Raw genomic sequence first — 25,185 nt, forward strand, 5'->3', positions numbered from 1 at the left:
TTTTGATCGTTCAAGTGGTGCCCCTCTTGGTCGGCGGACCGGTCGTCACTCCCCTGCGGCGACGACCGGTCCGCCCGCTCAGCCGATGGCCCAGTGCTGGAGCGCGGAGCCGGTGTCGGGCTGCTGGGTGACCGGTGCACCGTCGCTCGTGGAGGCCGTGGTGAGCAGCAGTCCGCTGGATGTGGACTTGATCGTGTATCCGCCGCCGGCCAGGGCGGTGACCGCCCAGTGCTGGTTGGCGCCGCCGGTGCAGGCCCACTGGATGACCTTCGCCCCGGCCGTACGGGAGCTGTCGCTGACGTCGGCGCACAGCTTCGACTCGCCGTTGGCGATCTGGTAGCTGCCGTCGGGCTGCCGGGTGAAGACCCAGTTCTGGTTGGCCCCGCCGTTGGGGCTCCAGGTGATGAGCTGGGTGCCCTGGGTCGTCGAGTGGCCCGGATCGTCGAGCGACTTGCCCGAGGCCACCAGGGTGTGGGTGCCGTCCAGGGACCCGCCCGTCGCGGAGCCGGTGGGGGTGAGGGTCAGGGTCTGTTCGGCCGCGCTGCGGGCGCCGCCGACCGTGCTGCCCGTGGTGTCGGTCCAGGTGCGCGTGGGTGTGGTCTCGGCGAGCCGGCCGGCCTGCGCGGACAGGCCGAGCACGAGGCCGCTGTACCGGTTGACCAGGCGATATGAGCCGGTGGTGGTCACGGGGACGATGAACCACTGCTGTCCGACGGTGGGGCCGCCCGACCCTGCGGCGGCGACGGTCGGCTTGGCACCCCAGGCCCGTCCGGCCTTGGACGTGGAGGGGACGCCGAGGAGCTGTCCGGTGGAGGCGTTGGCGATGCGGTACGAGCCGTCGCCGCCGGCCGTGAACACCCAGGACTCCAGCGCGGATCCGGTGGCCGCCCCGCCCGAGGTCGTCGACGAGCTGCCGGAGACCTGGGCCAGTACCCGGCCGTCGCCACTGCCGATCCGGTACGACTTCGTGACGTCGACCGGGGGCGCGGCGGGCGCCGACGAACCGATCGTGACGTCGACGTACTCGCCGTCCGCGCCACCGTGGCAGTCGATGGAGCAGTACGACCTGAAGGTCTTGCCGACGATGGTGGAGTTGGTGCGGTTCGCGCCGTCGAGGAACCAGCGGTACCAGGAGTTGTTGGTGTAGCCGCCGGTGTCGCCGATCAGGTGCCACTTCTGGCTCGTGAGGTCGTCGGTGGCGTAGAAGCGCTGCGGCGCCGTCCCGTTCACCGCCTCGGGCTCGCCGATGTACAGGCCCAGGTAGGCGTTGTAGGTGATGTTCATGACGAACAGCGGTGATTTCGTGGGGAGTTGGCCCGCCGCGATCTGCTGGCTCACGGTGCCCGCGTTGGCGGGGTTGTAGTCACCGGCGACCGGCGTGTACCCGGTGGAGCCGGCACCGTCGGCCGGCACCATGTTGCTCTCCAGGCCGCCCACGCCCGGCTGCGACCAGTGGCCGTCGTACCACTTCTGCCAGGAGCCCTTGGCCATCTTCGAGGAGATCGGCGCCCGGGCGACATGCGCGAGGCTGTCCTCCCAGTTGCCCCCCTTCGCGACGATCCGCGAGCCGTAGTAGACGTAGAAGTAGCCCGACGCGGTGTCGACGAAAAGCCGCTGGTCGCCGTCGCCGTAGGAGTACGTCTCGTGCGGGAACTGTGTGGTGTCGCCGCGCTTGGTGCTGTACGGCGAGGTGATCGCGTGGTCCTTGATGGTCCAGCTCCGGCCCTGGTCCTTCGACACCGCGTAGTCGATGGCGTCGAAGTGGATGCCGTCGTTGAACGGTGCCGGGGTGAACTCGTTGTGTACGAGCCCGTACCAGTCGCCGGTGTCCGGGTCGACCCACACCCCCGACAGGTCGCAGTAGTTCTTCTGCGAATAGCCCGCGTTGCCGACCGCGTACGTCGCCTCCAGGCCGGTCGGGCTGTTGTTGCAGCGGTAGGTGGTGTCGTTGTTCCTGTCGTTGGCGTCGGCCGGGTTCACCGCGTCGCTGATGGCGCTCGACCGCGCGGCGCTGTCCATGTCGGTGCCCGTGAAGAAGTCCCAGTACCGGGGGTCCTTCGCGCCGTACAGGGCGGCGGACTGCTGGAAGTAGAACGTGCCGTCCTTGTCGACATAGGTCGAGGCAGGGGTGTCCGTCGGGTGCGTGTACGGCACGGGGGATCCGACGCTGATCGTGTACGTGGCGTCCGGGGACGCGGCCGCCGCGGGCGGCACCACCGCGGCGGCCAGCGCCAGAACCGCGGCGCCGACCGCGGCCGCGGCTGCTCTGAAGGTGGGGGTGGACACGGGCACTCCTTCTGGTGTGGGAGCGGTGAACGGTGCTCGTCGGCGGCGGGGCCGACCGCGTGGTGGGCAGTCTGTGCACCACGCGGCACACCGTCCACGGACATCCGTCGGCCGGACTTGGACTTTTGTCGGCCACGGCGACGGACGGCGGGCGCCGCACCCCGATGCGGGCCGCCCACGGAGGGGGCAGGCGCGCCCCCGAATATGCCGAATACATACCCTCCCGGGACAACAGCAGGAATGCGCCACCGGAAACTGACTGAAAGCCAAGGGATATGTGCTCCTCAACCCGATCCACAACCCATCCCCAAAGGCCACGGAACCAGATATTCCGGGCGACGAGTTTCGATACTCCTAAAGGATGAGTAAGGTGTGGATCGCTGTCGGTGAACCTGCGTAAGAGCTCGGACTCCGGCGTAATTCCGCATGGCTGGAATTCGTAGGGCGCAGGGCGTCGTCTGCGGGGACGGGGAGAGGATCGTGGCTGCCGGCTCGTTCGAGGGACACTATGTGTGGCATCCGGCGGCCGACGATCGCGAGCTGGCGCGCGCGTGCACGGATGTGCGGGCGGGGCGCTACCTCGGCGCCCACAACGTCCTCGAAGAGACGCGTGGGAACTACGAGCTGAGGGCCCACCGCTCCCTCGTTCTGGCTTCGGAAGCGGCCGATTCGGACCTAGCGGAACGCTGGATGGCCGAGGAACCCGGCCCGGAAGCAGCCCTGTTGGGGGCGCGCGTGGCGATGATCCGCGCGCTGCGCATGGCCGATGCCGGGGATGCCCGGACCGATGCCCTGCTGCGCATAGCACAGGCGGCCTGCATGCGGGCGGCGCGCCTGCTGCCCCAGGACCCGACCCCGTGGGTGGCCCAACTGGCCCTGGCCCGCATCGACGGGCCCCGCGATCCAGCCCCGAGGGGACTGCTCACCGCGCCGCCCGGCCCCTGGCAGATGTTCGCCCATGTGCTGCGGCTCGACCCCTGGCACCGCGAGGCCCATCACCGGTTTCTGGCCTGCTTCTTCACCCGTCACGGCGGTTCGGCGAGCGCCCGGTGGGACGTCGCCTCGTTCCTCAGCCACCGGGCGCCCGCCACGTCCGCTCTACGGCTCCTGCCGCTGGTCGCGCTCGTCGAGGACTACGACCCGAACGTCCTCCTCGCGGACCACACGTGGCAACAGCCGCAATGGGCCGCGACCATCCTCGGCATTTACCACAACTGGTTTCCCCAGGCGGCCAGTTACCATTTCACGCCCGTACTCGACCTGGCCTATCTGGCGCACGCCCTGTTCATGGCGAAGCGGGAATTCGAAGCGCGGGAAGTCCTCACCGCGATGGGGCCGTACGCATCGCGGATGCCCTGGAGTGCGTTCGGCGACCCCGGGGAACAGCTGACCAGGGCCAGGAAGTCCTGCGGACTCCCGACCCCCGCCCCGGCCTGACCACGACGGCCCACCACGACCCGCCCGCGAGACCTACGCGTCTTTTCACCCCCCAGGAAAGGTTGCCACTGTGTCCGAGCGCACGTCCCGCACCCGCTCGCCGATCCGAGACCGGGAATCATCCGTGGCACTCGACGACGATGCCACGCTGCACGCGATGGGATATCCCCGGAAACTCACCCGGAGATTTCATGCCTTCGACAATTTCGCCATATCCTTCACCATCATCAACATCATCTCCGGAATCTTCTCCGCATTCGGTTTCGGAATGGGTGCGGGCGGTCCCCGTATTCTCGTCTTCGGCTGGATCGGCGTCTCGGTCATGGTGCTGTTCGTGGGCGCCGCGATGGGCGAAATCGCCTCCGCCTACCCGACCAGCGGCGCCCTGTACTTCTCCGCGGGCAAGCTCGCCAAGCGTCATCGTGGCGCCTGGTCCTGGTACACGGGGTGGCTGAACTTCGTCGGCCAGGTCGGCGGCACGGCCGCGACCAACTACGCCGCCGCGACCTTCATCCAGGCGTTCATCGGCATGCAGTGGTCGTCGTACGAGCCCACACAGCAGCAGACGGTCGGCATCGCGACGGCGATCCTGCTGGTCCAGGCGCTCGCCAACACCTACACCGTCCAGCTGGTCGCCCTGGTGAACCGGATCTCCGTGTGGTGGCTCCTGGTCGGCATGGTGGTGATCGTCGTGGCCCTGACCGTGAAGCCCTCCTCGCACCAGCCGGTCTCGTTCGCGACGCACTTCGTCAACGGCACCGGGTTCAGCAATGGCCTGTACGCCGCGATGCTCGGCCTGCTCGTCACGAGCTGGACGTTCACCGGCTTCGACGGCAGCTTCCACATGTCCGAGGAGACGGTGAAGGCCACCGTCAACACCCCCAAGGGCATCATGCGCGCGATCATCTACTCGGCGCTCGCCGGGCTCGTCCTCATGCTGGCCCTGGTGTACGCGATCCGCGACTACGCCTCCGAGCTCCAGGCGGCGGCGCCGCCCGTGCAGATCCTCGTCGACGCGCTCGGCGCGGGTACCGCCAAGCTGCTCCTGCTGATCGTGATCGGGGCCATGCTGTTCTGCGGCCTCGCCAACATGACCAGCAACACCCGCCAGATCTTCGCCTTCTCGCGGGACGGGGCGATGCCGGGGTCGCGCTGGTGGCACTCGGTGTCGCTGCGCACCCGCACACCCGTGAAGGCGGTATGGCTCGCCGCGGCCTGTGCGCTTGTGCTGATCGTTCCGGCCCTGTGGTCGCACACCGCCTTCACCGCCATCGTCAGCGTCAACGTGGTCGGCCTGTATCTGGCGTACGGGGTGCCCATCTTCCTGCGGCTGCGGCTGAGCAACTTCGAGCCCGGCCCTTGGAACCTGGGACGCTTCGGCAAGCCGGTGGCGGCGATCGCCGTGGTCTGGATCGCGCTGAGCAGTGTGCTGTTCATGCTGCCCCAGGCCTCCCCCATCACCGCCGACAACTTCAACTACGCGCCGATCGCCCTGGGCGCGGTGCTGCTCATCGCAACCGTCTGGTGGTTCGCCACCGCCCGTCGGCGCTTCCAGGGGCCGGTCAGCTACGGCAGCCCCGACGAGGTGGCGGCGATGGACCTCATCTGACGACGAGTCATATCAGGCGTCGGGTACCCAACTGCCGTGGAAACCAAGGGGTACCCGGCCCGGCAGATGGATGCGGGCGACCGGCTCGCCGGTGAAGTCCTGGGCGGCCAGGATCAGCAGGTCGCTCGCACCCCGCTCCGGATTGTGGACGTAGGCGAGCGCGTAGCCGTCGTCCTCGGCCGCCTTGTGGCCGTCCCCGTCACGCGGCACGAACACGGCTTCGCCCGCGGCCGCCGCCTTCGCAAGCCGGTGCACCTCACAGGTGCCGCGCAACAGGTCGTGCTTGATCAGGGCGCTGCTGAACGCCTTGTCGGGCGGGACCCCGTCGACCGTCTCGTACGCGGCGAAGAAGTCCGCGGCTGCCGCGGAGTAGCCGTACCGGTGACGCCTGGACACCCTCCCCTCGTTGACGCGCGGGAACTCCTGGGGCCGGTCGTCGATCCGCCGCTGGTGGACGCGGCCGTGCTCCAGGTCGATCGTCCAGCGGTCGAGCGCGGGCGTCCCGGTCGCGGCCGGCCCGCCGGAGCCGCGACCGGCGACGAAGAACGGCGCCGGGTAAGTGGTGAGGTCCATGACCACGGTCGCCCCCTCCTCGTACGCGTTGAGCGTGTGCGAGTAGAAGACGGGGTCCACCTCGAACCAGCGGACCGGACCGCCCTCGCGCGGCATGACCCCGACCCGCGCCGCATGGTGGTCGTCCCACACGTACGGCACGGGCGCGCCGCTCCGGGCCGCCTCCGGATCGAAGGAGACCGGGATGTCGATGACGACGACGTGCCGCTCGGTGAGCCCGAAGTCGTGCACCATCGCGCCGGCGGGCATGGGGATCCAGGTCGTCCTGGCCACCTTCCCGGTGCGGTCCACGACGATGTGGCGCACGTGGTCCCAGGTCGGGTAGTACGCGATGGCGTGCAACTCGTCCGCGTGGGCGTCGTACTTGGTGTGGGCGGCGAAAGCCCCGCTCAGCGTGGACCGGAAGTCGTACGGGCGCACCGTGTTGAGCTCGCCGTCGAGCTCGTACGGCAGCGGCCCGCTCTCCTGCGTCGCGAGGATGCGGCCCTTGTACGGGATCACATGGGTGTTGCAGGCGAAGTCGTCCTCGGGCACCGGCCCCGGGTGCTTCTCCCCCAGTTTCCCGGCGACGGCGGCCGAGCGGACCCAGCGGTTGCGGTACCACTCGGCGCGGCCGTTCCCGAGGCGGACGCCGTGCACCATGCCGGGGCCGGTCATCCAGTGGTGGGCCCGCGGGTCCTCGATGCCGAAGGCGTTGGGGCCGTTGCGCAGATAGCGGCCGTTCAGTTCGCGCGGGATGCGGCCGGTGGCGGGCAGCGAGAACGCCGTCAGCTCTTCCGTCACCGGCGCGAAGACGCCTTCGTAGAAGGGACTGCCGCCCGGGGCCGCGGAGGCGGCGGGAGCCAGGGCTGCCGCCGGCCCGCCGCGCAGCGCCGTCGTCCCTCCCGCCAGCGCGATCGCCGCCGTGCCCCGCAGCACGTTCCGCCGAGTGTGTCCGCTCATCCCCGGGCCTCTGCCTTCTGTTCTCGCCGTACGGATCTGTCGCTCACGATCCTGTGGCAGGAGCCGGGGCCGGGTCAGGAGGCCTGGGGCCCGGACTGGGGTGGTGCCAGGCCCCCCGGTGCCAGGTGGTTGCAACCCGCCTGCAACCACCCGCATGGTGAGGTGTGACCACCGGATCCGCGCGCCACGGCCCGCAGGGGGCTGCCGTGCGGCCCGGAGGAGCGAGGGAGACGATGACGCCCGCAGACCATCCGGAACCGACGCCGACGACGACGGACGCACAGATAGTCGAACTCACCGACGCTGCCCGCGAGTTGATCCGCAGACTGCGCTCGACGCACGGTCCGCTGATGTTCCATCAGTCGGGCGGCTGCTGTGACGGCAGCGCGCCGATGTGCTACCCGGAGGGTGAGTTCCGTACCGGCGGCTCGGACGTCCTGCTCGCCTCGCTCGCGGTGGAGGGTGTCGACGAACGTGTACCGTTCTGGATGTCGACGAGCCAGTACGAGCTCTGGCGGCACACCCGGCTGATCGTCGACGTGGTGGAGGGTCGGGGCAGCGGGTTCTCGCTCGAAGCGCCGGAGGGGGTGCGGTTCCTCATCCGGTCGCGGCTGATCTGAGCACCCGCCGCCCCCGGGACCTCAGCCCTGGTCGCGTACGGCCACGATGCCGTTGAAGACGCCGATGTACGCGGTGCCGTCGGGGCCGATGGTGATCGGCGCCCAGTTGTTGTCGTACGCGGGGCCGGTCCCGGTGAGCTTCTTCCAGCGCACGGCGCCGGTGCGGAAGTCGACGGCGGTCAGGTACCAGGCGTCGATGCCGAGCGCGTTGGGCTCCTTCTCGTAGAAGTACAGGAGCCCGTTGGCGGTCGACAGCTTCGGCACGACCGAGGGCGAGCGGACGGCGCTCTGCCACACGGTGTCGCAGCCGCTGCCGTCCGGGCGCACATCGATGCGCGCCGCTCCGCCCACAACGCTGCGACCGAAGGTGAGCGAAGTGAGGTTCTCGTACCCGTAGTTGTTCTCGACGACGAGGCTGTTGCCCCAGGTGATGAGGGAGTTGTCGGTGGTCGACCGGCCCGAGCCGAACACCGGGACCTTGCACACCTCACGTCGGCCGTCGGGGACGTCGTTGCCGCGCCGGTAGACGACGACGTTCATGCGGTCGTCGGCGTTGTCGGTGATCGCCACATAGCCGTCGCCGAACAGGTCGGGTGTGGTGCCGGAACCCTGGTTCACGGAGCCGGGCTTGGTGCCGGTCCCCCGGTCGTAGGTCTGGCGCCACTGCACGACGGGGGTGCCGTCGGCGGCGGCGCGGAAGCTGTAGAGGGCGTGGTCGGAAACGATGGAGACGCCGTCCTCGGCCACGGAGAAGGAGTTCTGGATCTCCTCGCCGGCAAGCTGCATCGAGCGGACGGCCCCGGTCTCCGGGTCGACCGTGCCGACACGGCCGAGCCGGGTCACCCACCAGATGCGCCCCTGCCAGTCCGGCATGACGGAGGTGACGGGGTCGCAGGTGCCGCTGGGGAAGAGGTTGGTCCAGCTGATGCAGTCGTGCGGAACGACGGCGGAGAGATCCCAGTCGTCGTCGACGGCGAACGCCCACCTTCCGTCCGCCGCCTGCCGGTGCGCGATGCGCAGGATGTGGTGGCGGGAGTCGGCGAGGACCACCCGGTCGAGGTTGTCGAGGTAGAAGTAGGCACCGCCCGAGGTGTCCTTGAAGATCTTCTCGAAGTCGAGCCGGGTGATCGCCTCGACGGTGGAGGAGCGCTGCGGCAGCTGGTACTCGGCGAGGGTGGCCAGCGTGTGCGGGTCGAGGAGCTTCAGCTTGAAACCCTGGAAGGTGCCGCAGACGGTGAGGAGCCCGCCCGCGGCGTCGAAGGTGGCGGTGGCGCACTCGCCGCCGAGCGGCGCGATCTGCTCGCTGGCGACCTGGGGATCACGCCCGAGCGGCCCGGAGTACGGGTGGGTGCCGCTCCCCCAGGAGTCACCGTGCATGCCGTTGCGCCCGTTGGGCGCCATGAACGGGTTCTGCGCGGGCACGGGCGCCGGAACAGGCTGCGCCGTCGCGGGAGCACCCTCGTACTGGCTGACCAGCCGGTGCCCGGGCGCCTTGGGAATCTCAGCGGCCCGAACCCCACCCGGCCCCACGAGCGTGCCGGCGGTGACGGCAAGCGTCAGGGCCAGCACACGGGCAAACGCTCTGCGGGACATGCGGCTCCTAGGGATGCGTACGAAAGAAGGTCGTCGCGCCGCCACCGGACGTTAGAGGTGCATGCTTGAAGTGTCCATGGAAGGTGAGGGGGTTTCATGTATGCGTCATGATGGCGCAACACGCCTGCCTGCCAACCCAGTTGCGGCGCCCGGGGCGGAGGGGGGCGCGGGGAACTGCGCGACCGGCCGCCCACAACCCGCGGCCGAAAGCGGCGTTGGGGGCGCGGGGCTGTGACATGGTGCTGCTCCGCCGCGTGGGCGCAACACAGCCCCAGCGGCCCCGCACCCCACAGCCCAACCCCGCTGGGGTTACTGAGCGAGCCGCCGCTCAAGCGGGGTGCGGAAGCTCGGCTTGACGCGCACAGAGCCGAAGAACGCGGCCAGCCGATCAGCTGCGGCGGCGATCGCCGCCCTCGCGTCCCGCCCCACCTCCGCCCCCGCGAGAACCTCCGTGACGATCGACCCGTCGCCCCGCTGAGCCCACCCACCCACAACCCGCCCGTTCCACCACACACTGGGCCCGATGTTCCCGTTCGTGTCGAAGAGTTCGGCCACATGTGCGGGGTCGAGGTACCAGTCACGCTGCCGCCACCCCATCGCTGTGGGATCGAGCGCGGGGAGGAGCGCCGCCCAGGGCTCGGGCTCGGCAGGGGGTTCGAGGTGGGCGGGCAGCGCGTGCCCCGGCCCGGAGTCGAGGTCGACCTCGACGGCCGAGGTACGGGCCAGCGCCTTCCGCGTGTCGGTGAGCGTCCACCCCGTCCACCACTTGACGTCCTCCGTGGTGGCGGGCCCGAACGACGCCAGGTACCGCGCCGCGAGCTCCGCCTTGGCCTCGTCGGCGGGCAGCTCGGGGTGCGGTTCGGCGGGGATCCAGCGGTACTGGCTGGAGGCCCAGGTGCCGAGCGGCCGGCCGCGCCGGATACGGCTCTCGGCGGCCATCACGCCGAGGAAGCGGCTGGTGATGCGGGGCCGGGCCTCGTAGGGCTTGCCCTCGGACTGGACGATCTGCGACTTCAAGTCGGGTACGTCGTCGGCGAGTTGGGCCGCGGTGGCTTCGCCGCGCCTCTGGAGGGCGGCCAGTACGGCGGCCTCGGTCGCGGCGAACCAGCGCTCGTCGAAGCCGAGCTGTTCCTGGATGACCTTGGCGAGGTTCCTGCGTTCGCGGGCCGCGACGGCGCGGGCTGTCGACGCGTCCACGACGGGGGCGAGCTCGCGCGGCACCACGAACATGGTGCGCCGCATGCAGAGCATCCGCACCAGCGTGTGGTCCTCGTACAGCGCGCGCTCCAGGTCCGCCACGGAAGGGTCCTTCAGCCGGGCGGCGACGCCGAGGTACACGGACGCGGGGTCCGTGGCGTGCAGGCCGAGCAGCGCCTCGGCGACCGCCTCCGGTGTACGTGCGCGGGCGGCGGGGCTGAGCAGGTGGCGGGCGCCGAGGCGGGAGCGCCGCTCCTCGTCGGTGATCTTCCGGCGGGCCTTGGTCATGGCTTGAGGCTACCGACCACACCTGCCGTCGCGTTGAGGCCGTCCTGGATGGTCGTCGCCATGCTCGTACCGGCCAGGAAGAAGCCGAGCAGCGCGCAGACGATCGCGTGCGACGGCTTGAGGCCGCCGGTCCGCAGGAAGATGACCGCGAGCACGAGCAGCAGCAGCACCACCGAGATCGATACAGCCATGACGAGCCTCCTCCGCCGCGCCGAAATCGCGGCACTCGGGCGTCAGTGTGGCTCAGGAGGCGCTGTTCACCGGCTCAAGACGTGTCCGCCGTACGGGTGTTGACTGCGCGTGACGCCGCTACCCGGCGTGGGCGCGGAGGAAGGCTTCGAGTCCGGCGAGGTCGTCGGTGTTGAACCAGTCGATCCCGGCGGCGTACAGCTCGCGCCACAGGGCGTCGCGTGCGGGCCCTGCGACGTCCGGGGTCGCCCAGAACCTCAGCCGCCGGCGGCCCGCGTGGGTGCGGGCCACCAGGTCGTGCAGCCGGGTGCGTTCGGCGGCGGGGAACGGTCCGGCGCCGGTCCAGGTGAAGTGGTCGGTCCAGGCCTCGCTGATCAACGGGATGAAGGAGGCGGTGGTGGCCGTCCCGAGGTCGTCGAGCCGCCCGTCGTAGAAGGCGTACCGCACCTGCTGCGCCTCCATGGGCCTACGGGCGCCACGGTCGCCGGAGACGACGGCGGTGATGGCGCCGGTGCGCACCCGGCCGTGCGTGTACGAGCTGAAGAGACGGCGGTACGGGACGAGGTGCCGGTCGAGTTCGAGATAGGTGGCCGCGCCCTCGGTCTTGATGTCGATGAGCAGCTGGAGGGGGTGGTGGTAACCCCGGTACACCGAGCCGTGGTTGGCGCGGATCAGCTTGCGCAGCGGGTCGAGGTAGAGGTATTCGAGGGTGCGGCTCGGGTCGAGCTCGGTGGGGTCGTGGCCGACGAGAAGCTCGCCGTCGACGAGGAAGATGTCGGCCTCGACGCTGGTGAAGCCGTGCGCGAGGGCGTCGAAGAGGGGGTGGGTGTGCTCGTAGTCGTTGTGCGCGTGGGTTCCGCGCAGCGGTCTGGGGCCGGAGGGGTGCCCGGCCGCGCGGGCGGTGCCGGCCAGGGCGGGCACGGCGACGGCCGCGGCGAGGGCGGTGACGGCGCTGCGGCGGGTGAGGTGGGCCATGGGTGCGCTCCCGGGGAACGAGGGACGGACGCGACCGAGTATGCGTCGGCTCGCTCACAACTTGCCTGCCACTGGCCAGAGTTGGCCGGTCCTTCGCCCCGCCGTCACCTGCCGGTCAGGCCGGCGGCGGGGCTGCCCAGCTGACCGTGCGGTCGCACCAGCGGTCCAGGAGGACCTGGTCGTGGCCGACGGCCAGCAGGGATGCCTGCGTCTCGCGGCGGTAGTTCTCGACCGCCGCGACCAGCGCGGCCGTCGTCGAGGCGTCCAGCATCGCGGTCATCTCGTCGCAGATCAGCAGGCGCGGACGCAGCACCAAAGCCCGTGCCAGGCAGGCGCGTTGGAGCTGGCCGTCGCTGACCTCGTGGGCGCTGCGGGTCAGGAGGTCGCCGCCGAGGCCGACCGCGCGGGCCAGTTCGTCGACCCGCTCGCGGATCTCGATCCGCCGCCCGGTCGCCTTCAGCGGCTCGGCGATCAGGTCGCGCAGCCGCAGCCTCGGGTCCGCGGAGAGCCGGGGCGACTGGAAGACGACGCCCACGGTGGTGCGCAGGGCGCGCGGGGCGCGGTGGCGGTAGTCGGTGACGGTGGTGCCGTCCAGGACGACCGTCCCCGCGTCGGGCCGGTGCAGCAGGGCGGCGACCCTGGCCAGGGTGGACTTGCCGCAGCCGCTGGGGCCGAGCAGGCCGACCGCCTCGCCGCGGGACACGGCCAGGCTCACGTCGCGCACGACGGGCTTGCCCCGCTCGTAGCCGGCTGTGATGTTGCTGAGCTCAAGCACGGCTGGGGTCCTCCGTGTGGGCGTGGTGGCAGGCGGCCCGGCCGTCGAACCGCGGCTGGGTGCCGCAGAGCGCGTCGGCCAGGTCGCAGCGGGGTGCGAACGCGCACCCCGCCGGGAGGTCTCCCAGTTCCGGCGGCATACCGGGGATGGGCTGGAAGGACCGTTCCGGCAGGGCATCGAGCAGACCACGAGCGTACGGGTGAAGGGGGCCCGGCTCGCCGAAGAACCTGGTGGCGTCGGCGAGTTCGACGATCCGCCCCGCGTACATCACGGCGACCCGGTCCGCGATCCGGGCGGCCGCCGCGAGGTCGTGCGTGATCATCAGCAGGGCGCGGCCCTCGTCCACGGTGCGGCGCAGTTCGTCGGCCGTGCGCTCGACCAGTGCGCGGTCGAGCCCCGTCGTCGGCTCGTCGGCGAGCAGCAGGGGTGCGTCGCCGACGAGGGCCAGGGCGGTCGCGGCGCGCTGGGCGAGCCCGCCGGACAGTTCGTGCGGGTAGCGGTCCAGGTGGTCCGCCGGGAAGGCCGCCCGCCCGGCAGCGGTGTGCACGGCGGCGCGCAGCTCCCCGCGCGGGACAGGCTTCAACTCCTGCACTGTCTCGGTCAGTTGACTGTGCACGGTACGTACGGGGGTCAGGTGAGCGGCCGGGCTCTGCGGTACGAGGCCGATGCGCCGGCCCCGTATGGTGCGGGCGAGCAGCCGCTCGTCGGCGGTGATCAGGTCCGTACCGTCGTCGAGCAGCGCGGCACCCTCGCATTCCGCGCCGGCGGGCAGCAGGCCGAGCAGCGCCGAGGCGAGGACCGACTTTCCGCAGCCGCTCTCGCCGACGAGCGCGAGGCACTCTCCCGCCGCCAGGTCGAAGGAGACATCGGTGACGGCGGCGATGTGCCGGCCGCCCCGCATCCGGAAGCGAACGGACAGGTTCCGTACGGACAGGGTCGCGTTGAGGGTTCCGGCGGTCACAGCATCAGCTCCGATCGGCGGCGCGGGCTCAGCCGTTCCCGCCAGGCTCCGGCCAGGCCGGCGATGGCGAGCGTGGGCAGGATCAGGAGGATGCCCGGGAACAGGGTCGGCCACCAGTCCCCCGCGAGCAGTGAGCCGCGTGCGCTCTGGACGAGGTTGCCGAGGCTGGCCTGGTGGGCGGGCAGGCCGAGGCCGAGGAAGGACAGGGCGGACTCGTGCCACATGGCGTGCGGCACCATGAGAACGGCCGCGAGACCGGCTTGCGGCACCACACCGGGCAGCAGATGACGTACGGTCACCCGCCACCGCGATGCGCCGCCCGAGATCGCCGCGTCGATGTACGGGCGTGAGCGCAGGGACAGAATCTCGGAGCGGACGATGCGGGCCGTCGAAAGCCAGTGCGTCAGCGCGACCGACACCACGACCGGCCACACCCCGGGGCGGAACATCGCCACGACGAAGATGCCGAGCAGCAGGTGCGGTACGGACGAGCAGGTGTCGACGACGCGCATGAGGACCCGGTCGGTCCAGCCGCCGAAGGAACCGGCGACCGCACCGACCGCCGTGCCGATGAGGGTTGCGGCGAGGGCTGCGACGGCGCCCACCATCAGCGAGACGCGCAGCCCGTACACACAGCGAAGAAGCAGGTCGCGGCCGACGTCGTCGGTGCCGAACGGATGGGCCCAGGACGGGGGTCGGAGCTTTTGGGCGAGGTCGACGGCCTGTTCGTCGAGCTGGGCCAGCAGCGGTACGAGGACGACGGCGAGCACGACGACGGCCATGGTGATCACCGAGGTGCGGACGCGCAGGGTGCGGGTGCACCGGCCAAGGGCCTTTTTCTGCGGACTCTGGTGGGCGTCAGCCATCGAAACCCACCCTCGGGTCGGCGAGTCCGTACAGGAGGTCGGAGAGCAGGTTGCCGAGAAGGACAGCGGCGGTCGCGAGCACCGTGAGGGCGGCGAGCAGCGGGAAGTCGACGGAGGTCGCGGCCTGCACGGTGGCGGCGGCGATACCGGGCCAGCTGAAGACCGTCTCGACGAGCAGCGCGCCGGTGATCAGTTCGGGGACGCGGGACCCGATCAGGGTCAGCATGGGGAGCATGCCGGAGCGCAGGGCGTGGCCGGTCAGGACCGTGCGTTCGGCGAGGCCGCGCGCCCGCGCCCCGCGCACCGGGTCCTCGTCCAGCGCGTCGCCGACGCCTTGGCGTACATACAGGAAGAACCAGGGCAGTTGGGACAGGCCGAGCACGCCTGCCGGGAGCACGAGGTGGCTGATGACCTGGCCGGGGGTGACCGTGTCGCTCGCGGTGTCGGTCAGGCCCCCGGCCGGCAGCGCGCCGAGTTCGAGCGCGAAGAACCAGATGGCGAGCAGGCCGAGCCAGAAAGCGGGGGCGGCTTCGAGGGTGTAGGCGGCGGAGCTGGCGCAGCGGTCGAGCCAGCCGCCGCGGCGGCGCGCGGCGAGCACGCCGAGCGCGGTGCCGAGCAGGATCGCGATCGCGAAGGCGGCGGTGGCGAGGAGCGCCGACCAGCCGATGCGTTCGGCGATGACGTCGCCGACGGGCTGCCGCAGGACGCTGGAGTCGCCGAGGTCGCCGGTGAGGGCGGAGGTCAGCCAGTCCCACCAGCGCTCGACGAACGGCTGGTCCACGCCGAGGTTGGCGCGCAGCTGGTCCAGGTCGGCCTGGGAGGCGGTGAGTCCGGCGGTTCCCGCGTACGCCTTGACGGGATCGAAGGGGGACGCGGCGGCAACGGCGAAGACGCCGAAGGTGACGGCGAGCAGGACGGGCCCGGCGGACAGGATCCGCCGTCCCGTCATGCGGCCCATCGCCCGCCACGGGAGGCGGCGGCTCACTTCTTCGGCGTCCACTTCTCGACGTCCCACCAGGGGCCGGACGCGAGCCCGTGGTCGTGCGGCTCGACCTGGGTGGACAGACCGGTCCACTTGTCGTTGACGACGTACAGATGGTCGATGTGGGTGAGGAAGGTGTAGCCCGGGTTCTTCACGAGCTCGCGCTGGACGGTGTCGTACGCGGTCTTGCGGAGCGCCTGGTCGCCGCTCTTGCGGGCGTCGTCGAGGGCCTGGTCGACGGTGCCGTTGGCGTACGAGGCCATGTTGTTGAAGCCGTCGCCGGCGAGCGAGGACTTGAGCAGGTTGTACTGGTCGAAGTCGGGGTCTCCGGGCGAGCCGCCGCCCGCGAGGACCGCGTCCTGCTTCATGCGGGGCTCGATGACCTCCCAGGTGCCGGACTGGGTGGTGACGGCGATGCCCGCCTTCTTGGCGTCGGAGGCGAACGCGAGGGCGTGGTCCTGGCGGAGCTTGTCGCCGGAGAGGTACCAGAGCGGGAACGCTGCCTTGACGCCGTCCTTCTCGCGGATGCCGTCGGCGCCCGGCTTCCAGCCCGCGTCGTCGAGGATCTTCTGGGCCTTGCCGAGGTCGTGGGCGCGCTCGGTGCCGGCGGCGAACCACGGGCTGCCGGTCGGCACCGGGCCGTAGGCCGGCTTGCCCGCGCCTTCCAGGATGCGGTCGACCATGGCCTCGCGGTCGACCGCGAGGTCGAGGGCCTGGCGCACCGCGGTGTCGCCTGCGACCTTGTTGCCGGTGGGCAGGGTGACGTTGCGGTAGTCGTACGTCTTCGCCGCGTACGTCTTCTTGCCCTCATCCCCCTTGAACGTCTTGGCGAGGTTGGGCGGCAGGATCGCGCCGTCGAGGTCGCCGGCCCGCAGCCGGGTCGCGCGGACGTCGTCGTCCTTGATGATCGCCATCGTGAACTTCTTCACGGCGGGCGCGCCGCCCCAGTAGGAGGGGTTCGCCGAGAAGGTGATCTTCTCGCCCTTCGACCACTTGGTGAGGGTGTACGGGCCCGTGCCGACGGGCGCGCTGGAGAAGGCGCCCGAGTTGACGTCCTGCTGGGCCGCGACGTGTTCCGGGACGACGGGCAGCACGGTCCGCTCGGCGAACGGCGCGTAGGGGTACTTGAGGGTGAAGACCACCGTGTCGTCGCCCCTGGCCTCGACGGACTTCACGGCGTCGAGCTCACCCTTGGACGGGTTGTTGGTCTTCGGGTCGAGGATCTTCGTGTAGGTGAACACGACGTCCCTGGCCGAGAACGGCTTGCCGTCGCTGAACTTCACGCCCTGGCGCAGCTTGTACGTGTAGGTCAGCCGGTCCGCGCTCACCTCGGGCAGTGCGGTGGCGAGTGCGGGCCGCAGCTTCATATCGGCGTCGAAGGTGAGCAGCCCGTCGAAGAGCTTGGAGTTGCCGTCCTTGCCGTAGCCGAGGAGCGGGCTGAGCGTCTCGGGCTCGTAGGCGATGCCGACGACCGCGGAGTCCTTCTTGCCGCTCCCGGCCGCGCCACCACCCGGGTTGGAGCAGGCGGCCGTGCCGACGGCGAGAGCCCCGGCCAGTGCCGCGGCGGCCGCGGCACGTATGGAACGGGCGGTCATGCGGCCCACACCCCTTGCTGAAGATCAACTGCTATTGCGAACAAATCGCAATTAAACCCGCATGTAAAGGAGTGGTCAAAAACGGTTCGGCCCCGGTCCGCGCGCGGGGGCGCGGACCGGGGCCGCGGGAAGCGACGGCAGGGCCCCGCCGTCAGGGTGCCCGCAGATCGACCAGTTCGGCGATCGCCGAGCGGTGTTCTCCGGCCGAACCGAGCGCGAGCTGGGCCGACTTGGCGCGCTTCAGGTAGAGGTGGGCCGGGTGCTCCCACGTCATGCCGATGCCGCCGTGCAGTTGCACGCACTCCTCGGCGGCGTGCACGGCGACCCGGGCGCAGTACGCCTGGGCGACCGCCACGGCGAGCGGCGCCTCGGGGCTGCCGGTGGCGAGCGCGTCGGCGGCGTTGCGGGCGGCGGCCCGCGCCGAGACGACCTCCAGCCAGAGCTGCGCCATCCGGTGCTTGAGCGCCTGGAAGGAGCCGACGGGGCGGTTGAACTGCTTGCGCTCGCGGGTGTACGTCACCGTCTCGGTCAGGCACCACTCGGCGACGCCCAGTTGCTCGGAGGCGAGCAGCCCGGCCCCGGCCAGCAGGCCCCGGCGCACGGCGGCGAGCGCGGTGTCCGCGTCGGCGAGCCGCGGGCCCGTGACGCCGTCGAGGGCAACGGCGGCCAGCGGGCGGGTCAGGTCGAGCGGGGTGAGCGGGGTGACGGCGGCATCGGTGGCGTCGACGGCGTACAGGCCCTCGCCGGTCGGCACGAGGAGCACATCGGCGGTGGCCGCGTCGGCGACGGCGCTGACGGTCCCGGCGAGCGTCCCGGGCAGCCGCACCGAGTGCGGGCCCGCCGAGAACGGCACGACGAGGGCAGCGGTCCGGTGCCCGGACGCCACCTCCCTCACCAGAGAGGCGACTTCGCCGGCCTCGGGGTCCAGCGCCAGGAGCACCTCGGTGGCCACGACGGCGCTGGTGAGGTACGGGACCGGGGCCACCGCACGCCCGATCTCCTCCAGGACCACCGCGGCCTCGCGGTGCGAGGCGCCCTGTCCGCCGAGCTTCTCGGGGACGAGCAGCCCCGCAAGGTCCATCCCGGCGCCGAGCGAGCGCCACAGCTCCGGGTCGTACGGGGTGTCCGACTCGGCGCGGGCGAGCGCGGCGGGGGTGTCGGTGCGGTCGGCGAGCAGGGAGCGCACAGCGGCCCTGAGGTCGTCCTCGGCCTCGGAGTACAGGAGGTCGGGGGTGGCTTCCGCGACGGATTCGGTCATCGGGCGAGGTCCTTCCAGGCGACGTCCTTGTCGTTGCGCGGCTCGGCGGGCAGGCCGAGAACGCGTTCGGCGACGATGTTCAGGAGTACTTCGCTCGTGCCGCCCTCGATGGAATTGCCCTTCGAGCGGAGGTAGCGGTATCCGGCGTCGCGGCCGGTGAAGTCGACGAGTTCGGGCCGGCGCATGGTCCAGTCCGAGTACAACAGGCCGTCCTGGCCCAGGAGTTCGACCTCCAGGCCGCTGATCTCCTGGTTGAGCCGGGCGAACGCGAGCTTCATGCCGGAGCCCTCAGGTCCGGGCTGGCCCGCGACGAGCTGCTGGCGCAGCCGCTCGCCGGTGAGCCGGGCGACCTCGGCCTCCACCCACAGGGTGAGCAGACGCTGGTGAAGATCGTGGGTGCGCAGCTCGGGCCGGTCGCGCCAGGCGCGGGCGACGGGGCCGATCATGCCGCCCTCGCGGGGGATGCGCATGCCGCCGATGGAGACCCGCTCGTTCATGAGGGTGGTCTGGGCGACCTTCCAGCCCTCGCCGATCTCGCCGAGCCGGTGGGCGTCGGGGATGCGCACACCGGTGAGGAAGACCTCGTTGAACTCGGCCTCGCCGGTGATCTGGCGCAGCGGCCGCACTTCGACACCGGGGTCGGTCATGTCGCAGATGAAGTAGCTGATGCCCTGGTGCTTGGGCAGGCCGGGGTCGGTGCGGGCGATGAGGATGGCCCAGCGGGCGAGGTGTGCGCTGGACGTCCACACCTTCTGCCCGTCGATCACCCAGTCGTCCCCGTCGCGCACGGCACGGGTGCCGAGCGCGGCGAGGTCGGAGCCGGCGCCGGGCTCGCTGAACAGCTGGCACCAGACCTCTTCGCCCACCCACAGCGGGCGCAGGAAGCGCCGCTTCTGCTCCTCGGTGCCGTACTTGAGGACGGTCGGCGCGGCCATGCCGAGGCCGATGCCGATCCGGCGGGGGTCGTTGTCGGGCGCTCCCGCGGCCGTGAGCTCGGCGTCGACGACGGCCTGCAGGGAGCGCGGCACGTCGAGGCCGCCGAGGCCGGCCGGGTAGTGCACCCAGGCGAGCCCGGCGTCGAAGCGGGCCTTGAGGAAGTCGAGCGGCTCGGTGGTGGCCGGTGGGTGCGCGGCGAGCAACTCGCGGGTACGACTGCGGAGTTCGGCGGCGTCGGTCATCGGGCGGCTCCGTCCGGGACGACGACCACACGGCCGGTGGTCGTACCGTCGGCGACGCGCTGCACGGCGGCCGCGGCATCCTTCAGCGGGACCCGTTCGCTGATCAGCGGCTTGATCGCGCCCTGGGCGGCGAGCTTGGTCAGCTGCTCGTGGCAGCGCCCGATCGAGGCCGGGTCCTTCTGCGCGTACAGGCCCCAGTGCAGTCCGACGATCGAGTAGTTCTTCACCAGCGCGTGGTTGAGCGCGGGCGCCGGAACGGATCCGCTCGCGAAGCCGACGATCACGATCCGGCCCTCGAACGCGACGCACTTGGCCGACTTGGCGTACGCGTCACCGCCGACCGGGTCGAAGATGACATCGGCGCCGCGCCCGCCGGTGGCCTCCTTGACGGCGGCCACGATGTCGTCGGTGCGCCGGTCGATGACCAGGTCACACCCCAACTCCCTTGCCACGGAAGCCTTTTCGGGCCCGCCGACGACGCCGATCACGCGCGCGCCTGCGGCCTTGCCGAGCTGTACGGCCGCACTGCCCACTCCCCCGGCGGCGGCATGCACGAGCAGCGTCTCACCCTCCTGGAGGCGGGCCCGGCGGTGCAGTCCGAAGACACCGGTCTGGTAGCCGATGTGCAGGGCCGCGGCCTCGGCGTCGTCCAGGGCCTCGGGCGCGGGCAGCAGGGCCGCCTCGTCGGCGACGACGTACTCGGCGAGCCCGCCGTACGGCAGCGCCGGGTTGGCGATCACCCGGCGGCCGTCCTCGGTCTCGCCGCAGATCTCCACGCCCGGCGTGAACGGCAGCGGCGGGCGGATCTGGTACTGGCCCCGGCAGAGCAGCGCGTCGGGGAAGTTGATGTTCGCCGCGCGCACCCTCAGCAGCACCTGACCCGGACCCGGGGTGGGCCGGTCCACCTCTTCGAGCCGCATCACCTCGCCCGGCTCGCCGTTCTCGTGCACTCGCCATGCCTGCATTCGGGGCCTCCACACGCTGGGCGCGATACGGCTGCGTACCGCTGAGTACGTTCCACTGCTCGCGGGCATACTAAGCGGTTGCTTGCCCGATGGGAAACAGCCCGGCGGATCGGGCCCCCTCTCGGTGCATCCCCCCGCCACCGGCTCTGCCTGTTCGGCCGGGCTGCGCGAGGTCGGACGCGACAGCGCGCAGGAGCGGCATCAGCGCGGTGCCGGGTGCGGTCACCAGCAGCCCGAGGTGCAGCGCTCCGCCGTGCACGACGCGGGTCTACCTCACCGTGACGCACTATCAGTACGGGGCGCTGATCCCGCAGGAGGGCGGCTACACGTTCTGGCCGTCCGGCACCCAGGACCAGGAGCAGGCGCTGGGCAATCTCAAGAACCGGCCGAACGGCGCCCAGGGCGTCCTGATGAGACCCTGGCTGGAGGTTCTCGTCTCCCGAGGGCCCGAATCCCCGCACGGCCATGGCGGTTTGGCGCGACAGCCGGTAGGGATGCGCCATGACGGACGACGCCGTACGGCCCCCACGTCCCGCGCACCCCGGACTGCCCGCGCCTCCCCCGCTCGGTGCGTGCGCGCTGCCGCCCGGGACGTACGAGGGCAGTGTGGTCCTGGTGACCGGGGGCGGGTCGGGGCTCGGCAAGGCGATGGCCGCCGAGTTCGCCCGGCTCGGCGCCGATCTCATGATCGTGGGCCGCTCGGCGGACCGGCTGAAGGCTGCCGAACAGGAGCTGGCCGAGTTCGGCGGGCGGGTGGCGGCAGCGGTGTGCGACATCAGGGAGCCGGAGCGGATCGCCGAGGTCTTCGACGCGGCCGAGGCGGTGCTCGGCGTCCCATCCGTCCTGGTGAACAACGCCGCCGCCAACTTCCCCTCTCCTGCCGAGGACTTGTCGCCGAACGCCTGGCGGGCGGTCCTGGACATCACGTTGACCGGAACGTGGTTCATGACCCGCGAGTTCGCCCGCCGCCACCTCGCGGCCGGCACTCCGGGCTCGGTGATCAGCATCGGTGCCTCGTACGCCTGGACGGGCGGCCCCGGTCACGCCCATTCGGCGGCGGCGAAGGCGGGCGTGCGCAATCTCGTGGAGACGCTGGCCGTGGAGTGGGGCCCGTACGGCATCCAGGTCAACGGTCTGGTGCCCGGCCTGATGCCGCACCCGGATCTCCCGGAGGCGATCCGGGCCGGCCTCGACCGGGCCGCCGACGACGGCGAACTGGCCCTGCGCCAGCCCGCGTTGCTGGTCGGGCTGCCGCGCGAGCTCGGCTGGGCGGCCACCTTCCTCGCCTCCCCGTACGCCCGCTTCATCAGCGGTCACACGCTGGTGGTGGACGGGGCGAACTGGCAGCGCCGGGCGCTGGTGACGCCGCCGGTGAGCAGCGTGCGGGAACAACTGGGGCGCGGGCCGTTCGGGGAGTAGGGCACCCCTGGGCCCGGTTCACTTCCCGTCGAAGGTCGGCGGGCGCCGGTCGGCCTTGGCGGCGTAGCCTTCGCGGGCGTCGTCGGAGGTGAGGGTGAGGGCAGCGGACAGGGCTGTACGGTCGAGGGCCGCGGCGAGCCCCGCGTCGGCGAAGGCGTCGATGTCGCGCTTGACGGACCGGACAGCCAGGGGCGCGTTGGCCGCGATCTCGGCGGCCAGATCCGTGGCAGTGGAGTCCAACTCACCTTTGGACACGACCAGTTGAACGAGTCCGATGCGTTCGGCGGTGGGGGCGTCGATGCGGCGTCCGGTGAGCGCGAGCAGTTTGGCCCAGCCGGCGCCCGCGTCGCGCGCGATCCGCAGATCGCCTCCGGCGTCGACGGCCACGCCGATGCCGGTCTCCGGCAGCGCGAAGACGGCGTCGTCGGAGGCGATCCGGACGTCGGCCATCAGGGCCAGCTCGAAACCGAAGCCGAGGCAGTAGCCCTGGACGGCGGCGATCACGGGCTGCGGCAGCCCCGCGAAGGCGGCGAAGCGCTCGTGAACCCAGCGGATGCCTTCGTAGTAGCGGTGGGTGCGTTCGGCCGGGGAGCGGCCGGTGATGGCGCCGCCGGGGGCGGTGACGTCGATTCCGGCGCAGAACGCGCGGCCCTCGGCCCGCAGCAGCACGACCCTGACCGACTCGTCGAAGCGGATGCGGTCGGCGAGCAGTCCCAGCTGGCGGCTCGACTCCCAGCTCCACCCGTTGAGCTTGTCCGGCCGGCACAGGGTGAGGATGCCGATGCCGGAGCCGGTGACGTCGAGCCGGATCCGCTCCTCGCCCTCGGCGACCCGCCGGTCCAGGATGTCGATCATCACCTCTCCCGTTCCTTATCATACTGACGAGCCGTCAGATTCATTGGATCCTTCGACACTAAGGGACTTCCGTGCATGGCGCACCCCTGCGGGAGGGGGTCGCCGCCCGGGCCGCGTGATGCTCCGGCCCGCGCTTTGGCAAGCCCTTGCTCTTCGTTGGGCGCGTGTTCATCGGTTCCCACCACCGCCCCACACCCAACAGCGGCAGACTGACTGGCAGGTCCACGTCACTGGTCTCAACCGACAGCTCTGGAAGGGGCGTTCATGGCCGAGTTGACACGACGCAGACTGCTGGGATCGGCGGCCGGAGCCATCGGCGGCGCGGCGGCGCTGTCCCTGCTGCCGCCCAGTGTGCAGAAAGCCGTCGCCGCCGGACCGCCACGCAACGGCTCGCTGCGCGACGTCGAGCACGTCGTCATGCTGATGCAGGAGAACCGGTCGTTCGACCACTACTTCGGCACTCTCTCGGGCGTGCGCGGCTTCAGCGATCCCCGCGCCCTGAAGCTGCCCAATGGGCGCTCGGTGTTCTACCAGCCCGACTCCGTGAACCCGCGGGGCTACCTGCTGCCGTTCCACCTGGACACGCACAGCACCAGCGCGCAGGCCATCCCTTCCACGAGCCATGCCTGGGCCGTGCAGCACCAGGCCTGGAACGGTGGCAAGATGGACCAGTGGCTGCCCGCGCATCGCAAGGCGGACGGCGTCAACGGCCCCTATGTGATGGGCTATTACACGCGCGAGGACATCCCGTTCCAGTTCGCGCTCGCCGAGACCTTCACCATCTGCGACAACTACTTCTGCTCCGTCTTCGGCCCGACCTGGCCGAACCGCCTGTACTGGATGACGGCCAGCATCGACCCGGGCGGCACGAAGGGCGGTCCGGTGATCAGCAACTCCGCGCCCAAGCCGTACCGTTGGACAACCTACGCCGAGCGGCTCCAGGCGGCCGGGGTGAGCTGGAAGGTCTACCAGCAGGACGACGACTACGGCTGCAACGTCCTTGAGCAGTTCCAGGCCTTCCGCGATGCGAAGCCGGGCTCCCCGCTGTACGAACGCGGGGTGCGCCCGCAGCCCGAGGGAACCTTCGAGGACGACGCCCGTAACGACCGGCTCCCGGCGGTCTCCTGGATCATGCCGACGAGCTACCAGTCCGAGCACCCCGACTACCTGCCCGCCGCGGGAGCCGACTTCGTGGCGCAGAAGATCGAGGCCATCGCATCCAACCCGAAGGTGTGGGCGAAGACCGCCTTCATCCTCAACTACGACGAGAACGACGGCCTGTTCGACCACGTCGCGCCGCCGACCCCGAGGGCGGGCACCGCGGACGAGTTCATCGGCGGGCTGCCCATCGGCGGCGGCTTCCGGGTGCCCGCCATCATCATCTCGCCCTGGACCGTGGGTGGCTGGGTGGCGAGCGAGGCCTTCGACCACACCTCGGCGCTGCGGTTCCTGGAGCACTTCACGGGCGTCAAGGAGCCGAACATCAGCCAGTGGCGTCGCCGCACCTTCGGCGATCTGACCTCCGCCTTCCGGTTCAGCAGCACCTCGCCCCGGCCTCCCAGGCTGCCGGACGACACGGCGGAGCAGCTGGAGGAGGCCAAGCGCGAGGTGGCCACGCTGCCGAAGCCGACGCTGCCCGGGGCGACCCAGCACTTCCCCAAGCAGGAGCCGGGCCACCGCCCGCACGTGTAGCCCCCGCCGCCGGGCGGAGCCCCCTCCAGGGGCTCCGCCCCGGGCCCCGTTCGCGCCGGGGTCAGGCCGTCGGGCTCGCGGACGGAGCCGGGGCACCCGAGTGCCGCTGGGGCAGCAGGGCCTTGCAGACCGCGAAGGCCTGCGCGGACTTGGGGTCCGAGGTGTTGAGGCCGCGCATGCCACCCCCGGCGCCCGGAGACGCGGAGGGCAGCACCACCCCGTGGTCCTTGAGGCAGCCGGTGAACGCCTTCATCGCGGTGCTGTCGGCCCCGCCACCACCCCGCCCGTTGAACTGAGGGCGCTCGCTCGCGCAGGCCTGCGCCGCCTGCCGCTGGGCGGGATCCGCGGAGGCCCCACCTCCGAAGCCACCGAACCCACCGGGGCCGCGCGTGCCCCCGCTCGGCCTGCCCGCACCCCGCGGCCGCCCGCTGCCGCTGGGCCGGGGCGCCATCGTGACCCCGTGCTGCGCCAGGCACTGGCGGTACGCGTCCATGCCCTTGGAAGCGGACGCGGAGGACGCGGGCTTCGCCTGTGCGCTGGGGGCGGCGGCCGAGGACGAGCAGGCCGCGAGCAGCAGGCCGCACGCCACGACGGCGGTGGCCGAGACGGCGGCCCGCACGGCGATCGCGGTGCGCGCGGTGGCGGGCCGGCGCTTGGTCCAGGTCATGTCCGGTGTCTCCTCGGTGCGTCGGTCTGACGACGGCCTCGCTGGAGTGGTACGCCGTCGGCGACCCATGACTGAACCCCACCCGGGTGGGCGCCTCCGGGGGAAGGGCTGGGAGTTCCCTGGACGTCCGGGCCCGTGCAGGGCCGACGGGACCCCCGTGGCGATCCGATACGTAACTTCTCACCCGTAATGTGAAGATTCACCGGCGCCGACGCTCCCAGGGAACTCCCAGAAAGCTCCCAGACGTTCCAAAGTGCGGGCGG

The 25,185-nt window shown here is 71.3% G+C and carries 21 protein-coding genes; 5 read left to right on the forward strand and 16 right to left on the reverse strand.

All coding sequences use genetic code 11. The features are described 5' to 3' along the window. Nucleotides 1–78: 78 nt before the first annotated feature. Complete coding sequence (locus ABD346_RS03870; protein WP_344371501.1) at nt 79–2,286, reverse strand: RICIN domain-containing protein; 2,208 nt, start codon at nt 2,284–2,286, stop codon at nt 79–81. 480 nt (nt 2,287–2,766) lie between these two features. Here ABD346_RS03870 and ABD346_RS03875 point away from each other — a divergent pair, with 480 nt between their 5' ends. Together ABD346_RS03875 and ABD346_RS03880 are read left to right on the forward strand one after the other, a co-directional pair. Continuing rightward, nucleotides 2,767–3,723, forward strand: coding sequence for a hypothetical protein (locus ABD346_RS03875; RefSeq protein WP_344371503.1), 957 nt, complete (start codon nt 2,767–2,769; stop codon nt 3,721–3,723). A gap of 157 nt (nt 3,724–3,880) precedes the next feature. Further along, nucleotides 3,881–5,332, forward strand: a complete 1,452-nt coding sequence (locus ABD346_RS03880) for an amino acid permease (RefSeq protein WP_344372166.1) — start codon at nt 3,881–3,883, stop codon at nt 5,330–5,332. A 12-nt stretch (nt 5,333–5,344) separates the two neighbouring features. Here ABD346_RS03880 and ABD346_RS03885 read toward each other — a convergent pair whose 3' ends face one another. Continuing rightward, nucleotides 5,345–6,847: a carotenoid oxygenase family protein gene (locus tag ABD346_RS03885; RefSeq protein WP_344371506.1), complete on the reverse strand. Its 1,503-nt coding sequence runs from the start codon at nt 6,845–6,847 to the stop codon at nt 5,345–5,347. A gap of 233 nt (nt 6,848–7,080) precedes the next feature. Between ABD346_RS03885 and ABD346_RS03890 the strand changes: the two genes are divergently transcribed. Beyond that, nucleotides 7,081–7,467, forward strand: coding sequence for a DUF779 domain-containing protein (locus ABD346_RS03890; protein ID WP_344371508.1), 387 nt, complete (start codon nt 7,081–7,083; stop codon nt 7,465–7,467). A 21-nt stretch (nt 7,468–7,488) separates the two neighbouring features. On the opposite strand, the gene ABD346_RS03895 is transcribed toward ABD346_RS03890, so the two are convergent. The 12 genes from ABD346_RS03895 to ABD346_RS03950 form a co-directional block, all read right to left on the reverse strand. After that, on the reverse strand, nt 7,489–9,060 hold the full coding sequence (locus ABD346_RS03895) for a hypothetical protein (protein ID WP_344371510.1): 1,572 nt from the start codon (nt 9,058–9,060) through the stop codon (nt 7,489–7,491). 309 nt (nt 9,061–9,369) lie between these two features. Next, nucleotides 9,370–10,545, reverse strand: a complete 1,176-nt coding sequence (locus ABD346_RS03900; RefSeq protein WP_344371513.1) for a winged helix DNA-binding domain-containing protein — start codon at nt 10,543–10,545, stop codon at nt 9,370–9,372. Further along, nucleotides 10,542–10,736: a hypothetical protein gene (locus tag ABD346_RS03905; RefSeq protein WP_344371515.1), complete on the reverse strand. Its 195-nt coding sequence runs from the start codon at nt 10,734–10,736 to the stop codon at nt 10,542–10,544. The genes ABD346_RS03900 and ABD346_RS03905 overlap by 4 nt, the downstream gene beginning before the upstream one ends. Nucleotides 10,737–10,854: 118 nt before the next feature. Further along, the gene (locus ABD346_RS03910; protein WP_344371517.1) at nt 10,855–11,709 is read right to left on the reverse strand and encodes a phosphatidylinositol-specific phospholipase C/glycerophosphodiester phosphodiesterase family protein; all 855 of its coding nucleotides are present in this window, start codon (nt 11,707–11,709) and stop codon (nt 10,855–10,857) included. A 115-nt stretch (nt 11,710–11,824) separates the two neighbouring features. After that, on the reverse strand, nt 11,825–12,484 hold the full coding sequence (locus ABD346_RS03915; protein ID WP_344371519.1) for an ABC transporter ATP-binding protein: 660 nt from the start codon (nt 12,482–12,484) through the stop codon (nt 11,825–11,827). Next, entirely contained in the window at nt 12,477–13,385 is a 909-nt protein-coding gene (locus ABD346_RS03920; RefSeq protein ID WP_344372168.1) for an ABC transporter ATP-binding protein, read from the reverse strand. The genes ABD346_RS03915 and ABD346_RS03920 overlap by 8 nt, the downstream gene beginning before the upstream one ends. Nucleotides 13,386–13,441: 56 nt before the next feature. Continuing rightward, nucleotides 13,442–14,311: an ABC transporter permease gene (locus ABD346_RS03925; protein WP_344371521.1), complete on the reverse strand. Its 870-nt coding sequence runs from the start codon at nt 14,309–14,311 to the stop codon at nt 13,442–13,444. Then, a complete protein-coding gene (locus ABD346_RS03930; protein WP_344372171.1) occupies nt 14,304–15,269 on the reverse strand; it encodes an ABC transporter permease in 966 nt (321 codons plus the stop codon). The genes ABD346_RS03925 and ABD346_RS03930 overlap by 8 nt, the downstream gene beginning before the upstream one ends. A 23-nt stretch (nt 15,270–15,292) precedes the next feature. Further along, nucleotides 15,293–16,888 (reverse strand): ABC transporter substrate-binding protein, encoded by a 1,596-nt coding sequence (locus tag ABD346_RS03935; RefSeq protein WP_344371523.1) that lies wholly within the window; start codon nt 16,886–16,888, stop codon nt 15,293–15,295. Between the two features lie 151 nt (nt 16,889–17,039). Then, on the reverse strand, nt 17,040–18,146 hold the full coding sequence (locus ABD346_RS03940; RefSeq protein WP_344371525.1) for an acyl-CoA dehydrogenase family protein: 1,107 nt from the start codon (nt 18,144–18,146) through the stop codon (nt 17,040–17,042). Beyond that, nucleotides 18,143–19,324 (reverse strand): acyl-CoA dehydrogenase family protein, encoded by a 1,182-nt coding sequence (locus tag ABD346_RS03945; RefSeq protein WP_344371527.1) that lies wholly within the window; start codon nt 19,322–19,324, stop codon nt 18,143–18,145. Before ABD346_RS03945 ends, ABD346_RS03940 begins: the two co-directional genes overlap by 4 nt. Continuing rightward, nucleotides 19,321–20,289, reverse strand: a complete 969-nt coding sequence (locus ABD346_RS03950) for an NADPH:quinone oxidoreductase family protein (RefSeq protein ID WP_344371529.1) — start codon at nt 20,287–20,289, stop codon at nt 19,321–19,323. The genes ABD346_RS03945 and ABD346_RS03950 overlap by 4 nt, the downstream gene beginning before the upstream one ends. A 501-nt stretch (nt 20,290–20,790) precedes the next feature. Between ABD346_RS03950 and ABD346_RS03955 the strand changes: the two genes are divergently transcribed. Next, the gene (locus ABD346_RS03955; protein WP_344371530.1) at nt 20,791–21,708 is read left to right on the forward strand and encodes an SDR family oxidoreductase; all 918 of its coding nucleotides are present in this window, start codon (nt 20,791–20,793) and stop codon (nt 21,706–21,708) included. A gap of 18 nt (nt 21,709–21,726) precedes the next feature. Here ABD346_RS03955 and ABD346_RS03960 read toward each other — a convergent pair whose 3' ends face one another. Beyond that, nucleotides 21,727–22,563 (reverse strand): enoyl-CoA hydratase/isomerase family protein, encoded by an 837-nt coding sequence (locus ABD346_RS03960; RefSeq protein WP_344371532.1) that lies wholly within the window; start codon nt 22,561–22,563, stop codon nt 21,727–21,729. A 264-nt stretch (nt 22,564–22,827) separates the two neighbouring features. On the opposite strand from ABD346_RS03960, the gene ABD346_RS03965 reads away from it, so the two are divergent. Further along, a complete protein-coding gene (locus ABD346_RS03965) occupies nt 22,828–24,255 on the forward strand; it encodes an alkaline phosphatase family protein (protein WP_344371533.1) in 1,428 nt (475 codons plus the stop codon). A gap of 61 nt (nt 24,256–24,316) precedes the next feature. On the opposite strand, the gene ABD346_RS03970 is transcribed toward ABD346_RS03965, so the two are convergent. Next, nucleotides 24,317–24,922 (reverse strand): hypothetical protein, encoded by a 606-nt coding sequence (locus ABD346_RS03970; protein ID WP_344371536.1) that lies wholly within the window; start codon nt 24,920–24,922, stop codon nt 24,317–24,319. Nucleotides 24,923–25,185 lie beyond the last annotated feature (263 nt).

The organism is Streptomyces mauvecolor, from assembly GCF_039532965.1.
GTDB classification, from domain to species: domain Bacteria; phylum Actinomycetota; class Actinomycetes; order Streptomycetales; family Streptomycetaceae; genus Streptomyces; species Streptomyces violascens.

Bases quoted from the DNA above. Each gene is read 5' to 3' on its own strand.
- ABD346_RS03880 (WP_344372166.1), top strand. From the start codon at position 3,881: ATGGGATATCCCCGGAAACTCACCCGGAGATTTCATGCCTTCGACAAT.
- ABD346_RS03930 (WP_344372171.1), bottom strand. From the start codon at position 15,269: ATGGGCCGCATGACGGGACGGCGGATCCTGTCCGCCGGGCCCGTCCTG.
- ABD346_RS03920 (WP_344372168.1), bottom strand. From the start codon at position 13,385: ATGCGGGGCGGCCGGCACATCGCCGCCGTCACCGATGTCTCCTTCGAC.
- ABD346_RS03910 (WP_344371517.1), bottom strand. From the start codon at position 11,709: ATGGCCCACCTCACCCGCCGCAGCGCCGTCACCGCCCTCGCCGCGGCC.
- ABD346_RS03890 (WP_344371508.1), top strand. From the start codon at position 7,081: ATGACGCCCGCAGACCATCCGGAACCGACGCCGACGACGACGGACGCA.
- ABD346_RS03895 (WP_344371510.1), bottom strand. From the start codon at position 9,060: ATGTCCCGCAGAGCGTTTGCCCGTGTGCTGGCCCTGACGCTTGCCGTC.
- ABD346_RS03970 (WP_344371536.1), bottom strand. From the start codon at position 24,922: ATGACCTGGACCAAGCGCCGGCCCGCCACCGCGCGCACCGCGATCGCC.
- ABD346_RS03900 (WP_344371513.1), bottom strand. From the start codon at position 10,545: ATGACCAAGGCCCGCCGGAAGATCACCGACGAGGAGCGGCGCTCCCGC.
- ABD346_RS03905 (WP_344371515.1), bottom strand. From the start codon at position 10,736: ATGGCTGTATCGATCTCGGTGGTGCTGCTGCTGCTCGTGCTCGCGGTC.
- ABD346_RS03935 (WP_344371523.1), bottom strand. From the start codon at position 16,888: ATGACCGCCCGTTCCATACGTGCCGCGGCCGCCGCGGCACTGGCCGGG.
- ABD346_RS03940 (WP_344371525.1), bottom strand. From the start codon at position 18,146: ATGACCGAATCCGTCGCGGAAGCCACCCCCGACCTCCTGTACTCCGAG.
- ABD346_RS03960 (WP_344371532.1), bottom strand. From the start codon at position 22,563: ATGATCGACATCCTGGACCGGCGGGTCGCCGAGGGCGAGGAGCGGATC.
- ABD346_RS03945 (WP_344371527.1), bottom strand. From the start codon at position 19,324: ATGACCGACGCCGCCGAACTCCGCAGTCGTACCCGCGAGTTGCTCGCC.
- ABD346_RS03950 (WP_344371529.1), bottom strand. From the start codon at position 20,289: ATGCAGGCATGGCGAGTGCACGAGAACGGCGAGCCGGGCGAGGTGATG.
- ABD346_RS03965 (WP_344371533.1), top strand. From the start codon at position 22,828: ATGGCCGAGTTGACACGACGCAGACTGCTGGGATCGGCGGCCGGAGCC.
- ABD346_RS03925 (WP_344371521.1), bottom strand. From the start codon at position 14,311: ATGGCTGACGCCCACCAGAGTCCGCAGAAAAAGGCCCTTGGCCGGTGC.
- ABD346_RS03955 (WP_344371530.1), top strand. From the start codon at position 20,791: ATGACGGACGACGCCGTACGGCCCCCACGTCCCGCGCACCCCGGACTG.
- ABD346_RS03885 (WP_344371506.1), bottom strand. From the start codon at position 6,847: ATGAGCGGACACACTCGGCGGAACGTGCTGCGGGGCACGGCGGCGATC.